Consider the following 13,932-nt stretch of genomic DNA (forward strand, 5'->3'; position numbering starts at 1 on the left):
GATGGCGTCCCTCAATGACCTGACACTGGATAAAGACGGCTTTCTGGTTGAACTTAACGACTGGAATGCGGATGTTGCTGCAGTGCTTGCGCAAGATGAAGGTATCATCCTTACAGACGCTCATTGGGAAATCATCAATGCCATTCGCGCCTTCTACGCCGAGTTTGACCTCGCGCCAGCGATGAGACCCCTCTCCCGCTATATTAAGCAGACACTCGGTGCTGACAAAGCAGGGAGTATTTACCTGATGACATTATTTCCTGAAAGTCCGGCGAAAAAAGCCGCAAGAATAGCTGGCCTTCCAAGACCGGAGAATTGCCTGTGACACAACACGCCCTGGCTGATTACGTGCGCATCCTTGCCAGAGGAAAGAACGCCAGCCGAAATATGACGTTCGAAGAAGCGCGATTTACGATGGGCGAGATGCTCGCAGGTCGTTATGAAGATGTTCAACTCGGTGCAATATTTATGCTGCTGCGGGTACTTGAAGAAACCCCTGATGAAATAGCCGGGTTTGCGTCTGCAGTTAATGAGTACTGGCCCGAGCCAGCTGGACATTTTGACCTGGTCTGGTCGAGTTATGCAGGCAAACGGCGCCAGCCGATGTGGTGGGTGCTAGCTGCGCTACTGCTTGGTCAGATGGGGCATCGTATCCTTGTACACGGCACTTTGGCTCACACTCTGGGTCGGGTTTATGCCCATGAAGTTTTTCAGGAGCTTGGCTTACCTGCCGCAACCAGAGATTCCCTGGGTACGATTACCGCTCCATTAGTCTACCTGCCCTGCTCTGAGGTGCACCCAACGCTACAACAGTGGCTTAGTCTTAAGTCAGTCCTGGGGGTGCGTTCACCGATCAATACGGTGCTTAAAACAATCGCTCCGGCAGGCGTGCCTTCTGTGCAGGGCATATTCCACCCGGATTACCGGACGACTCACTCTATGGCGGCAAGTATTAATCAGGATACGGCTGCCATCATCAAGGGTGAAGGTGGCGAATTTGAGGTAAATCCTGAGCGTCCCTGTCAGGTGACAGTGGTTGTTGAGGGTGAAGAAGCCCAGTTTCGGATTGCCAATGATTCATCCCACTATGATGATAAAGCCGCAAGCCCGAACACCGAACATCTCATCAAACTCTGGCAAGGCCAGGACCACTCGCAATATGGTCACGATGCCGTGCTACGTACAGCCGCCCTGGCCCTGTGTGCCATGCTCAAGTCAACAGACTACGTATCCGCTTTATCGCAATGCAGCAAAGCCTGGGCAGAGCGGGATAAAAGCTTACTGGCCTGAGCGCCAGTTAAGCGTAGAGTGAAGGCTGACAACGCTCCCCACAATCGTGAGCGTAGGGGCTTGAATCTTCCGGCCAGCGACGTATTCAGGCATGGAAGCGAGCGTACCCGTGTGCACTTGCTGGTCCGGTAAGGTGCCCTTCTCGATCAACGCAATCGGTGTTTCTGCAGGCATGCCGTGCGCGATCAGCTGATTGCAGATCTCCGGCAAACCAACCAATCCCATATAGATTACAAGTGTCTGCTGTGGATGAATCAGTTCATCCCATGGCAGATTACAGGTGCCGTCCTTCAAATGCCCTGTTACGAAACGTACGCTTTGTGCATGATCTCGATGAGTAAGCGGGATGCCAGCATACGATGAGCAGCCGCTTGCAGCGGTAATTCCGGGCACAACCTGAAATGGAATACCTGCCTCTGCTAACTGTTGAATTTCCTCACCGCCACGACCAAAAATAAAGGGATCTCCACCCTTGAGCCGCAGCACTCTTCGACCTTTCAGAGCTTCATCAACCAATCGCTGATTGATTTGATCCTGAGGGACAGCATGGTCGCTCCTCGCCTTGCCAACGTAATGCCGCTCGCAATCATCGGGTAATAGGCTGAGTATGGCTGGACTGACCAAACGATCGTAGAAGACAACGTCTGACATCTGAATCAAACGCAGAGCCCGAAAGGTCAACAAGTCAGGATCACCGGGGCCCGCGCCTACAAGAAATGCCTCTCCGGCAGAGATATTCTCACCAGAGAGCAATCCCTCGACTATCTTATCGGCTGATGCTTCTTGTCTTGCCAACACCTGATCGGGGGCCTGAGATTGCATCAGTCTTCGCCAGAACACCCCCCGTTCCTTAGGTGTGCCCTCGCTGCGCAACCTTAGCCTCAGCGACTCCAGCCACTGGCCAAGCCGCGAGTAATCTGTGGGGATAAATGCTTCGATGCGGTCTCTGACGAGCCGCGTCAGTGCAGGGGTTGCCCCACCGGTGGAGATCGCAACCTTCAGCGGTGAACGATCGACAACCGCGGGAAAGGAAAAATCGTTGTCTTCAGGCTCATCAGTACGACAAACCCACGCGCCAGAGCTTCTGGCGAGACGAGCCTGATGTTCGTTTGTCGCCTTGTCATCCGTCGCCAGAACAACATAGTCGCCCGCTCGGTAATCTTCTTCTCCGGCGACACGCTCGTGGCAAGTCAGTCTGTCACCAGCCAGATCAAGGATCGCATTATCGATATTGGGCGCAATAACGTAAATCATCGCACCGGTATCGATCAGAGTTTTCACTTTTCTCGCAGCAACCGCTCCCCCGCCGATGATATAAAAGCGAGCTCGCGATGCATTAATTACGAGGGGTAGATGACTGTTGCTCACGCACCTTTCCGCTCAGAGGCAACCTTCTCAGTACTGATCCGCTCAGTACCACCCATGTATGGACGAAGCGCCTCTGGTACAGAAACCGAACCATCTTCTTCCTGATAGTTTTCAAGAATAGCGACCAGTGTCCGGCCGACGGCCAAACCTGAGCCGTTCAGTGTGTGGAGCAGTTCGGGTTTGCCTGTCTGAGGATTACGCCAGCGCGCCTGCATCCGACGAGCCTGATAATCGCCAAAAGTACTGCAGCTGGAGATTTCACGGTACTTCTGCTGACCGGGGAGCCAGACTTCAAGATCGTAGGTTTTGGCTGCGGAAAAGCCCAGGTCACCACCACACAGAATCACCTTGCGGTATGGGAGATTCAGTTTCTGAAGGATAGCTTCAGCATGACCGGTCAATTCTTCAAGAGTCTTCTCTGAATCTTCCGCCTTAACAAACTGAACCAGCTCGACTTTGTCGAACTGATGTTGGCGAATCATGCCTCGGGTGTCACGACCATAACTACCCGCTTCACTACGGAAGCATGGGGTATGGGCAACTTTTTTCACCGGCAGCTCGACATCATTGACTGTGTCACGCAGCAGGTTGGTTACAGGAACCTCAGCGGTAGGAATCATATACAGATCTTTATCACCCTGAGCCTGCGGAATTTTAAAGAGATCTTCTTCAAACTTAGGCAGCTGGCCTGTGCCCTCGAGCGCCTGACGGTTAACCAGGTACGGCACGTAAGTTTCTTCGTAACCATGCTCGAGTGTGTGCGTATCAAGCATGAACTGGGTCAGTGCCCTGTGCATTCTGGCGATAGGACCGCTCATGACGGCAAAACGAGAGCCTGCAACCACAGCACCGGCATCGAAATTAAGGCCGTGCGGCTCGCCTACATCTACGTGATCTTTCGGCACGAATGAAAACTCGCGCGGCTCACCCCATTTCAGGACTTCAACATTGTCGTCCTCATCGCTGCCCGCAGGCACTTCCGCCAGGGGCACATTCGGAATCGCCATCAGCATTTCGCGAAGATCAGACTCAACCTGCTTAGCAGCTTGCTCTGCGCGCGTAATATCGGCATCCAGACCACTCATTACCTGAGCCTTCGCCTCTTCTGGCGACATGCCCTGTCCGATCAGCTGGCCAATCTGTTTGGATGCTTTCTTCTTTTCTGCCTGCAGCGACTGAGCTTCAGTCAGTGCTTTTTTACGTGCATCGTCAAGTCGACCGAATTCCACATCATCAAATGAAAAGCCCTTCTTGGCGAGGGCATCTTTAACATCATCTATGTTGTCGCGAATGTACTTAATATCGAGCATTGTTCTTCTTAAACCAGAGATTTTGAGAGCCACATTCCTGCGGCCGTAGCAGCAAGACACCCCAGCAGACTGACACCTATGTAGGCCAGAAACGCTTCATATCGCGCCTGCTGAAGTAGAGAAATACTTTCTAATGAGAAGGTAGAAAAGGTAGTAAATGCACCTAAAAAACCCACCATCGCCAATTGACGGTGGTGATCGCCACCAAACCCATTTTCGACGAGCCAGATATAGGCGACGCCAATGGCGAAGGAGCCTAACAGGTTCACTGAAAGCGTGCCATAGGGGAAAGGCCGGTCAAACCACTTAAATACCGCCGTTGCCATGCTGAATCTCGCGACCGCGCCCAGCGCTCCTCCCAGAGCGATCCATAAATACGCCAAAGTTAACTACCGCCGTCTGTATATCGTTTCTTATCGCTCAGGCGATTGAGTTCACGAAGGTGATCCAGTTTGGCACCAATCTTCTGCTCAAGGCCGCGAGCTACCGGTGAGTAAAAACGCTCATCCGCCAGGGCTTCAGGGAAATAGTTTTCACCCGCGGCAAATGCTTCAGGCTCGTCATGAGCATAGCGGTACTCGGCACCGTAACTCATGTCAGACATCATCTGAGTGGGAGCGTTTCTGAGGTGTAATGGTACCTCATAGCCCGGTGTTGACTGCACCAGTTTCCTCGCCGCTTTGTACGCTGTGTAAACTGCGTTGCTCTTTGGGGCGCATGCTAAGTAAACAACGGCTTGGGCCAGATTGAGCTCTCCCTCAGGGCTGCCCAGGCGCTCCTGAGCCTCCCATGCGGCAGTACAGACAGAGAGTGCGCGAGGATCGGCATTGCCAATATCCTCGCTCGCCATACGGACAAGTCGCCTTGCTATATAGAGCGGATCGCAACCTCCGTCGAGCATACGACTGAACCAGTAGAGGGAGGCATCCGGATCAGAACCCCGGACCGATTTGTGCAAAGCTGATATCTGCTCATAAAAGGCATCGCCGCCTTTATCGAACCTGCGCAGACTACTAACTAATACCGCCCTAACATCGTCGTCACTGAGAGAAGACCCGCCATTCAGCTGCAGCGCTTGCTCTAACAGATTCAGGGCGCGGCGAGCATCGCCATCCGCGGCAGCGGCAAGAACAGAAAGCGGAGATTGATCTTTCTGCTCAACTCCTTCCGATTCAAGTCCACGCCGAATGACCTTAACAAGGTCATCGTCCGTAAGAGACTTAAGAATGTAGACCTGCGCTCGCGAGAGAAGTGCATTATTCAGCTCAAACGACGGGTTTTCTGTCGTTGCCCCAACAAAGATAAAGGTTCCGTCCTCAACGTATGGCAGGAAGGCGTCCTGTTGTGACTTATTGAAGCGATGAACTTCGTCGATAAAAAGCAGTGATTTGCGGCCACTCCCCGCTGCCTGACGCGCCTGTTCAACAGCCGCCCGGATCTCTTTGACCCCAGCCATGACCGCACTCAGTGACAGAAACTGAGCATCGACGTAGCTGGCGATAAGGCGGGCTAGCGTGGTTTTACCGACACCCGGAGGCCCCCACAGAATAAGAGAGTGAATCTGCCCTGCATTCAACGCATTCCGAAGAGGTGCCCCTTCTCCGACCACATGCTCCTGTCCGATGTAATCGTCGAGCGAGCCTGGCCTGAGCCGCGAAGCCAACGGCTCGTATGGTTTATCCTGCGAAAATAAATCAGCTGCCATGGCGCCCGTCGATTACGTCAACATCATCAGGCGCAACAAAGGTGAAAGCAGCTGGATCAAGCTCAGGGTTTACTTGCTGACCAGTAAAGCGAATTTCGGTGATTTGTCCGGCAGCGTCGAATATACGCATAAACTCAACTTCATCATTGACGTAGTCAAACTCAAGCGCTTCAAACAACTGACTGGCATCCTGAGGCCTTAACCTGTAACGCACGGCTTTACCAGCCTGCTCTCTTGTTGCTGTGTAGCTGTCAGAAATATTGCTGACATCACCACTCAGAAGCAGTGCTGGGGTTTCCTGAAGCTTCGACTCAAGATTACGAATAGTGACCTGCTCCAGATCCATATCGTAAACCCATACAGATTCGCCATCGGAGACGACCAGTTGCTCGTAAGGTGGGTTTGTTTGCCAACGCATTTTTCCTGGTCGCTGAACCGAGAGTGTCCCTGATAAACTCTGCAATACTTCCCCATTCTGATCCATGGTCACCTGCGAGAACTCGGTTTCCATCGAGTTGAGGGATGTCAGCATTGAGGTAAATTCCTCCAGCGCCTCACCTGCCTGGATACCCAATGACACTACAGAAAAAATAATCCCGCCTGCGAATGCGGTCAGCTTTGAAATCATAAAAAACTCTACTTTTATTTGAGTTAAGCAGGAGGCGGCGCAATAACTTCACGGCTACCGTTATGAGCTGGTGGTGAAACGACACCCGCTGCCTCCATTGTCTCGACGAGCCTTGCGGCCCGGTTGTAGCCAATACGTAATTTACGCTGCACTGATGAGATCGAGCATTTACCGGATTCGGTCACAAAGGCAACCGCCTGATCGTACAGGTCGTCTTTTTCACCGTCGGCGTCATCGCCGCCCATCCCGGGCACCGAACCATCCTCACCCACTTGTGTGATTTCTTCGATGTAGTCAGGTTCCCCGCGTTGCTTCCATTCTGCAACGACGCGATGCACTTCGTCATCGTCAACGAAAGCCCCATGAACCCTTTCTGGCAGGGCGTTCCCTGGAGGCATAAACAGCATATCGCCATGCCCCAACAGTTGCTCAGCCCCACCCTGATCAAGAATGGTCCGCGAGTCGATTTTTGATGACACCTGGAATGCGATCCGGGTCGGCACGTTTGCTTTGATCAAGCCGGTAATAACATCCACAGAGGGGCGCTGGGTCGCCAGAATCATATGAATGCCTGCCGCACGTGCTTTTTGAGCGATTCGAGCGATGAGTTCTTCTACTTTCTTGCCAACCATCATCATCATGTCGGCGAACTCGTCCACGACAATCACAATGTATGGCAAGGGTTCAAGCGTCGGCGGAGTCGTATCGAATGATTGATCAATCTGCCAAAGCGGATCAGCCAGTGGCGTACCCGCCTCAATGGCGTCCTTAACCTTCTTGTTATAACCGGCAATATTACGAACACCCATCGCCGCCATTAACTGATAGCGGCGTTCCATTTCAGCGACCGACCAACGAAGGCCACTGGCGGCCTCTTTCATATCAGTGATAACAGGTGTCAGCAGATGAGGAATCCCTTCATAGACGGATAATTCCAGCATCTTCGGATCGACCAGAATCAACCTTAGCTCTTCGGGCGTAGACTTGAATAGCAGTGAAAGCAGCATTGCATTCACACCCACCGATTTACCCGAGCCTGTCGTACCTGCAACGAGTAGATGCGGCATCTTGGCAAGGTCAGTAATCACGGGATTGCCCGCAATATCATGACCCAGCGCGAGCGTAAGCGGTGATTTCGACTTGTCGTAATCTTCGGACGACAAGACCTCACCCAGCGTAACCATGGCGCGATTTTCGTTAGGGACTTCAATCCCCATGACCGACTTGCCCGGTATGACCTCTACAACACGTACCGCAACCATGGCCATCGAGCGTGCGAGATCCTTCGCCAGGTTCGATATCTTACTGGCCTTCACGCCCGGTGCCGGCTGGATCTCAAATCGCGTAATAACCGGGCCCGGTGCCACAGCAGTCACTTCAATCTTTACACCGAAGTCGGCAAGTTTCTGCACCAGCAGCTCGGATAAGTCGTGCAGACGTTCCTCCGAGAAGCCGGCCTTGCCATCGCTTTTGGGAGGGTCCAGCAAAGCAATTGAAGGTAACGGGTCGTTACCTTTGAATAACTTGCCTTGCAGGTCTCGTTTGGCCCGGTCGCTTGGGCGCGACTCGCGCTTTTCGAGCGGCTCAATTTTAAAAGACTTAACATCGGCAACAGCGTTTTCGATGATGTCAGTATTGGGTGCCGTCTTGGGCACTTCGCGAGCGGCCACAGCCTTTACCGGGATGGCATCTTCGTTTCTTGCCTCTTCGTTTCTTGCCTGGGCGGCAGGTGCGGGTTTGGGCTCGGCTTCAGGGCCAGGTTCAGACTTAGAGACATCCCAGGGCAGATCACTTACGAGCGAATCGTCACCTTGGTCATCCAATGCACTAAAACCTGCGAAGCTGTCGAGCGGGTCCTTGTCTGCATCGGATGCCGCACCGACTGATGGCGGATCGAACCGGCTATTCTTAGGTGAACCTGAGTTCGAGGCGGTGATTTCAGGCTTATTGGCAGAGTCAGGCTCTTGGGTGCCAGTCGCACGTTTCCTGGCGATAAAGGCTAATGCCTTGTGAAGGATGCTGTCACCGGTCGTTTCTTGGTCGTGGGCAGTAGTACCGGCTTTCTCCACGTTTTGAGAGTCAGCTTTCTTGTTTCCGGAAATGCGCCCAACAAAAGAAAGAGCAGCACCACCGACCCGCTCGAAAAACATCAGCCAGGAGAACTCAAGAAACAACACAAGGCCGAGTGCCAGTGCGACAATCAGAATTGAGACGGACCCGATAAAGCCGAACAGCGGCACCATCAGCGCTATAGCGCCCTCGCCTATGATGCCGCCGGCACCAGCTGGCAGGAGCTCACCGCGCCAGATACTGACATCTGCCAGAGCGGCAAGTGAGATAAGAATGAGTAACAGGCCGCTGGCCCTGAGCACCCAGACCCGCCCTTCTACGGCTGGCGCCTTGCGGAACAACAACCAGGTCTTAGCCATGATCAGAGCAGGAAAAGCGAATGCGAGATATCCCAGGCCGTGGAGCAGAAAGTCGGCCAGGTAGGCTCCGACGCGCCCGATGGAGTTATCTGCCGTGCCGCTGCCGACGACTGACCATGCGACATCTTCCGGATCATAGGAAAAGAGAGCCAGAAACAGCAATACACAGCCAAGCGTAAGCAGAAGAAACCCTATGTCGTGGCGCTTACGCCAGCCGTCGTCCGACATATTTTTCTGTTTATTGTCGATTTCAGAGTGCTGCGATGACAAAATATCGTCCTGCTAATGGTCAAACGTCCACAGTCTAACACGGCTAAACGAGCCTGTTCATAACTATGATTGATTGGTTAGATGAGTTCCGCCCGCCGGAATTCCCAGATACAAGTAGAGCACTCGAAGAGCCCGAAGGACTTCTTGCCGCTGGCGGCCATCTGAGCCCCGCCTGGCTGGATTGCGCCTACCGGAAAGGAATCTTTCCATGGAATGACCCTGAGGAGGCACGACTCTGGTGGACTCCTATGCCTCGGGCAGTCATTCTTCCGGAAACCTTCAGAATTCCTAAAAGGATTGCCCGCGAGGTTCGTAATACCGATCTTCGCGTCACAGCGAGCCTTGATTTCAAAGGAGTAATAAAGGGCTGTATGGCTCCCCGGGCCGACAGCGAAGGTACCTGGATAGACGATGAGATTATTGATAACTACCCCAGACTCCATAACGCAGGTCGGGCGATATCAATAGAGTGCTGGGATAAGTCCGGGGCCTTGTGTGGTGGTTTCTATGGGCTATCCATAGGACGTATTCTCTTTGGAGAAAGTATGTTTACCCAACACAGCGGAGCATCAAAGGTGGCCTTTGCTACCGCCGCCCCACTCCTGTTTGAACTTGGTTTTGAGATGATTGATTGCCAGATGCGAACCTCACATCTGGAGCGATTCGGTATTATTGAGCTGGATCGCCCTGAATTTGAGAGCCGACTTCTCGCGGGAGTAAACAAGCCTGCGCCTTCACCACTTCCCGGCGTTCTGAAATGAGATCAATCCCCTTATTTACACCTGCCGAGACACACGACTGTCCATACCTTGAAGACAGACAAGCGCAGAGTCAGTACGTCGACCCCAGGATAGTACCGGACTTGGATACCATGAGCGCACTGAGTCGACTGGGCTTCCGGCGCAGCGGAAAGCTCATTTACCGGCCCTCCTGCCCGTCGTGCCGCGAATGCCAGTCCATCAGAATCCCAACTGCACAGTTTGCCCCGAGCAGAAACATGAAGCGCGTACTTAATCGCACTCGCCACTGGCGGGTGTCGGTGCGCCCTCTGTCGGATAGTCCTGAGTTCTTCGATCTCTACTGCAGATATATCAATGCGAGGCATCAGGATGGCGACATGTATCCCCCCTCCCGACAGACCTACGATGAGTTTATTGGCGAAAGCCTCGGCAACACACAGTTTCTCGTGGCCGAGGATGGCGAGGGGGTAATTGGTGTTCTGGTTTTCGACAGATTCAATGATGGGCTCTCGGCTGTGTATTGCTTCTACGAGCCGGACCGCGAAAGCGAATCAGTGGGCACATCTATGATTATTCGTCTGACGCTGTTAGCCCGAAGCGTCGGACTTCCCTACAACTACCTCGGCTATTACGTCGAGAACTGTCGGAAAATGAGCTACAAAGCCCGCTTCACTCCTCTTGAAGTTCTGAGTGATAACGACTGGATACGCCTAAATCCCGCCTAAGCTTTGCCATAGCGAGTGTTTTAGGGCAGAATGCGCGCGCATTGAACAAGTTTCAGACAGGTGACGAATGGCAAAAGACGATCACATTGAAATGGAAGGCGAAGTCATCGACACGCTTCCTAATACAATGTTCCGGGTTAAACTGGAAAACGGTCACGTAGTGACCGCTCATATTTCCGGCAAAATGCGTAAGAATTACATCCGTATTCTTACTGGCGACAAAGTTAAAGTGGAACTGACACCTTACGATCTTAGTAAGGGACGCATCACTTACCGCGCTCGCTGATCCTCGCCTTCGGCAATCTGCCGGCCATCAGGCCGGCATTGCCTCAGGTAATTCCAACGAAAGCTCGCCGTCGACGACGGTAATCTCAATCTCGCCACCCTTAGAAAGATCACCAAACAGGATCTTCTCTGCCAGCGGTTTCTTGATCTTATCCTGAACCAAACGAGCCATTGGGCGAGCACCCATTTTCTCGTCATAGCCGTGCTCAGCAAGCCAGTTGCGGGCTTCATCATCGACATTTAACAGTACGCCTTTGTCGTCCAACTGCCCCTGAAGCTCAGCCAGGAACTTATCGACAACATGTAGCGTGGTATCCGGCGTAAGAGGCGCGAACTGAATGACACTGTCGAGACGGTTGCGGAACTCAGGTGTGAACAGCTTCTTAAGCTCCTCGGCACCATCCGTTGTATGATCCTGCTGGGTGAAACCAATACTCGCACGACTCATCTGAGCAGCACCGGCATTGGTCGTCATAACCAGAATCACGTTACGGAAATCCGTCTTGCGACCGTTGTTATCCGTCAGCGTACCGTGGTCCATAACCTGAAGCAGAATATTGAACACCTCAGGGTGAGCCTTCTCTATTTCATCCAGAAGCAGAACGCAATGAGGCGTCTTATTTACCGCTTCTGTCAGTAAGCCGCCCTGGTCGTAACCCACATAACCCGGAGGCGCACCAATCAGGCGGGATACCGTGTGGCGCTCCATGTACTCAGACATATCGAAGCGGACAAGCTCCATGCCCATGACAGACGCCAGCTGCTTCGTAACCTCAGTTTTACCAACACCGGTTGGGCCAGCAAAGAGGAAAGAGCCAATCGGCTTCTGCGGGCTGTTCAACCCGGCACGAGACATCTTAATGGCAGTTGAGAGTGTCTGAATAGCTTCATTCTGACCAAACACTACCATCTCAAGCTTATCTTCGAGACCAAAGAGCAGTTCTTTGTCAGACGCAGAAACAGACTTCGGTGGGATTCGTGCTATCGCTGCGACCACCTCTTCTACTTCTCCGACATTGATGGTCTTTTTACGTTTGCTTGGTGGAACCATCTGCTGCAAAGCACCTACCTCATCAATCACATCAATGGCCTTGTCGGGCATATTGCGGTCATTGATATAGCGATCAGCCAGCTCTGCAGCGGCTTTAAGGGCTTTGTCCGTGTACTTAACTTTGTGGTGCTCTTCAAAGCGGGACTTGAGGCCTTTGAGGATTTTGTAAGTATCCTCAACAGACGGCTCTGCAACATCGATCTTCTGGAAGCGACGAGTCAGAGCACTGTCTTTCTCGAAAATGCCACGGAACTCTGTGAACGTGGTAGAGCCAATGCAGCGCACCTCACCTGAGCTCAGTAGCGGCTTCAGCAGGTTGCTCGCATCCATAACGCCACCAGAGGCGGCACCCGCACCGATAATGGTGTGAATTTCATCGATAAACAGTATGCCGTGAGGCTGACGCTTCAACTCTGCCAGCAATGCTTTAAAACGTTTTTCGAAGTCACCCCGGTATTTGGTACCAGCCAGAAGTGCGCCCATGTCGAGACTGTAGACAACAGCATCGCTGATCACATCTGGCACTTCTTCATCGACAATGCGCTTAGCCAGACCTTCAATAATGGCGGTTTTACCGACACCAGAGTCACCCACCAGAAGCGGATTATTCTTACGTCGACGCGCCAGAATCTGCACAAGACGATTAACTTCAAACTCGCGTCCGATCAATGGGTCGATTTTACCCTCGCGCGCCAGGCGATTGAGGTTAGTCGCATACCCTTCAAGAGCGGACTTCGAACCCGTCTCCGCTTCTTCATCGAGATTGTCTGCCGCCTGATCAGCGCCCTCTTCAGGGCCGCTGACTTTCGAAATGCCGTGAGAGATGTAATTAACCACATCAATACGAGCAATATTCTGCTGCTTCAGGAAATAAACAGCCTGGCTTTCCTGCTCACTGAATATGGCGACAAGGACATTCGCACCGGAGACTTCAGTTTTGCCCGATGACTGAACGTGGAATACGGCCCGCTGCAGGACGCGCTGAAAACCCAACGTTGGTTGAGTTTCCTGCTCGCCATTAGATTCCGGGATAAGGGGAGTTGTGGAATCGACGAAGTCATCCAGATCTTTGCGGAGTTTGACAATATCGGCTCCGCAAGCCTGAAGTACGGTCGAAGCCGCATCATTGTCTAGCAGCGCCAACAGCAGATGTTCGACTGTCATAAATTCGTGACGCTTAGAACGAGCCTCCTTGAATGCTTCATTCAGGGTTTGCTCGAGTTCTCTATTCAGCATAAAGCCTCCTGGTTTCAGTCGTCTGCCGGGGCTATCTCACACATCAACGGATGTTGGCAGTCCTTGGAGTATTGATTCACAATTTCTGCTTTAGTTTCAGCAATGTCTTTAGTATAGACGCCACACACGGCACTGCCTTTCATGTGGACCGCGAGCATAATCTCTGTTGCCTGCTCCGGTGTTTTGCTGAAAAACTGTTGTAAAACCTCTACAACAAATTCCATTGGCGTGTAGTCATCATTCATCATCACCACGCTGTACATCGACGGGCGCTTCAGCTCCGGCAGGGACTCCTGAACCGCAATATTTCCGTCTTCCTCGTGATGAGGATCCTGACCACTTAAGCTTAGTTGATATTTATACATGACGCGTCGATGGGATTCTGTGTTTGCCAAATTAGTCACATGATAACGCTGTCAGGCCAACCCGACCACTCAGGCATACCACCTTAGTCGAATATGTGATTAATTAGGTCAATTAGTGTCTTGACGGGCCACAATGGGCGGCGTAGGTTTTACACGACTAGGGTATACAAGCCCTATCCACGAAAAACGCACCTATATCTGTAGTTATAAGGAGATTTGCGATGAAAACAGGGACTGTAAAGTGGTTCAATAACGCCAAAGGTTACGGTTTTATCCTAAGTGACGAAACCAATGAAGATCTGTTTGCCCATTACTCAGTCATTGATATGGACGGATACCGCACACTGAAAGCAGGCCAATCTGTCCAATTCGACATCAAACCCAGCGATAAAGGACTGCACGCGATCAACATCCGTGCCCTTGCTGGTGCAGAGGCTTCGGCACCAGCAGCAAAGGCTGAACAAGCAGAGCCTGCCTGAGGCACAATCTTTTTCAGACGCGCATAAAAAAACCGCCGAAAGGCGGTTTTT

The 13,932-nt window shown here is 52.4% G+C and carries 14 protein-coding genes; 6 read left to right on the plus strand and 8 right to left on the minus strand.

Annotated features, from left to right (window positions below; genetic code table 11):
- Position 1 precedes the first annotated feature (1 nt).
- Together B3007_RS08395 and B3007_RS08400 are read left to right on the plus strand one after the other, a co-directional pair.
- Positions 2-325, plus strand: coding sequence for a TusE/DsrC/DsvC family sulfur relay protein (locus B3007_RS08395; protein WP_068438666.1), 324 nt, complete (start codon positions 2-4; stop codon positions 323-325).
- Positions 322-1,290, plus strand: a complete 969-nt coding sequence (locus B3007_RS08400; RefSeq protein WP_068440390.1) for a glycosyl transferase family protein — start codon at positions 322-324, stop codon at positions 1,288-1,290. The genes B3007_RS08395 and B3007_RS08400 overlap by 4 nt, the downstream gene beginning before the upstream one ends.
- Here B3007_RS08400 and cysG read toward each other — a convergent pair.
- Genes cysG through B3007_RS15580 form a run of 6 tightly spaced genes read right to left on the minus strand, consistent with a single transcriptional unit; the run spans position 1,279 to position 9,000 of the window.
- Complete coding sequence (gene cysG / locus B3007_RS08405) at positions 1,279-2,658, minus strand: siroheme synthase CysG (RefSeq protein WP_301378745.1); 1,380 nt, start codon at positions 2,656-2,658, stop codon at positions 1,279-1,281. The genes B3007_RS08400 and cysG overlap by 12 nt on opposite strands.
- Positions 2,655-3,968 carry a serine--tRNA ligase gene (serS, locus tag B3007_RS08410; protein ID WP_301378747.1) on the minus strand — a complete coding sequence of 438 codons (1,314 nt, stop codon included), beginning with the start codon at positions 3,966-3,968 and terminating at the stop codon, positions 2,655-2,657. Before serS ends, cysG begins: the two co-directional genes overlap by 4 nt.
- A gap of 8 nt (positions 3,969-3,976) precedes the next feature.
- Positions 3,977-4,351: a fluoride efflux transporter CrcB gene (gene crcB / locus B3007_RS08415; protein WP_076517717.1), complete on the minus strand. Its 375-nt coding sequence runs from the start codon at positions 4,349-4,351 to the stop codon at positions 3,977-3,979.
- A 2-nt stretch (positions 4,352-4,353) separates the two neighbouring features.
- Positions 4,354-5,673 (minus strand): replication-associated recombination protein A, encoded by a 1,320-nt coding sequence (locus tag B3007_RS08420; protein ID WP_301378749.1) that lies wholly within the window; start codon positions 5,671-5,673, stop codon positions 4,354-4,356.
- Positions 5,663-6,301, minus strand: coding sequence for an outer membrane lipoprotein chaperone LolA (lolA, locus tag B3007_RS08425; RefSeq protein WP_301378751.1), 639 nt, complete (start codon positions 6,299-6,301; stop codon positions 5,663-5,665). The genes B3007_RS08420 and lolA overlap by 11 nt, the downstream gene beginning before the upstream one ends.
- 23 nt (positions 6,302-6,324) lie before the next feature.
- Positions 6,325-9,000, minus strand: a complete 2,676-nt coding sequence (locus B3007_RS15580; protein ID WP_414716220.1) for a DNA translocase FtsK — start codon at positions 8,998-9,000, stop codon at positions 6,325-6,327.
- 65 nt (positions 9,001-9,065) lie between these two features.
- Here B3007_RS15580 and aat point away from each other — a divergent pair, with 65 nt between their 5' ends.
- From aat to infA, 3 genes are all read left to right on the plus strand, one after another.
- Positions 9,066-9,761, plus strand: coding sequence for a leucyl/phenylalanyl-tRNA--protein transferase (gene aat, locus B3007_RS08440; RefSeq protein WP_301378753.1), 696 nt, complete (start codon positions 9,066-9,068; stop codon positions 9,759-9,761).
- A complete protein-coding gene (locus B3007_RS08445; protein WP_297533531.1) occupies positions 9,758-10,465 on the plus strand; it encodes an arginyltransferase in 708 nt (235 codons plus the stop codon). The genes aat and B3007_RS08445 overlap by 4 nt, the downstream gene beginning before the upstream one ends.
- A 67-nt stretch (positions 10,466-10,532) precedes the next feature.
- On the plus strand, positions 10,533-10,751 hold the full coding sequence (infA, locus tag B3007_RS08450) for a translation initiation factor IF-1 (protein WP_028292799.1): 219 nt from the start codon (positions 10,533-10,535) through the stop codon (positions 10,749-10,751).
- Between the two features lie 27 nt (positions 10,752-10,778).
- Here the strand turns inward: infA and clpA are convergent, their stop codons facing one another.
- Both clpA and clpS read right to left on the minus strand, forming a co-directional pair.
- Entirely contained in the window at positions 10,779-13,037 is a 2,259-nt protein-coding gene (gene clpA, locus B3007_RS08455) for an ATP-dependent Clp protease ATP-binding subunit ClpA (RefSeq protein ID WP_301378763.1), read from the minus strand.
- Between the two features lie 14 nt (positions 13,038-13,051).
- Complete coding sequence (clpS, locus tag B3007_RS08460) at positions 13,052-13,402, minus strand: ATP-dependent Clp protease adapter ClpS (protein WP_297533607.1); 351 nt, start codon at positions 13,400-13,402, stop codon at positions 13,052-13,054.
- Positions 13,403-13,623: 221 nt separating this feature from the next.
- Between clpS and cspD the strand changes: the two genes are divergently transcribed.
- Positions 13,624-13,881, plus strand: a complete 258-nt coding sequence (gene cspD, locus B3007_RS08465; protein WP_301378765.1) for a cold shock domain-containing protein CspD — start codon at positions 13,624-13,626, stop codon at positions 13,879-13,881.
- Positions 13,882-13,932: the final 51 nt, after the last annotated feature.

Origin of the sequence: Thalassolituus sp. UBA675, assembly GCF_002297765.1 — a bacterium.
Classification (GTDB): Bacteria; Pseudomonadota; Gammaproteobacteria; order Pseudomonadales; family Oceanobacteraceae; genus Thalassolituus.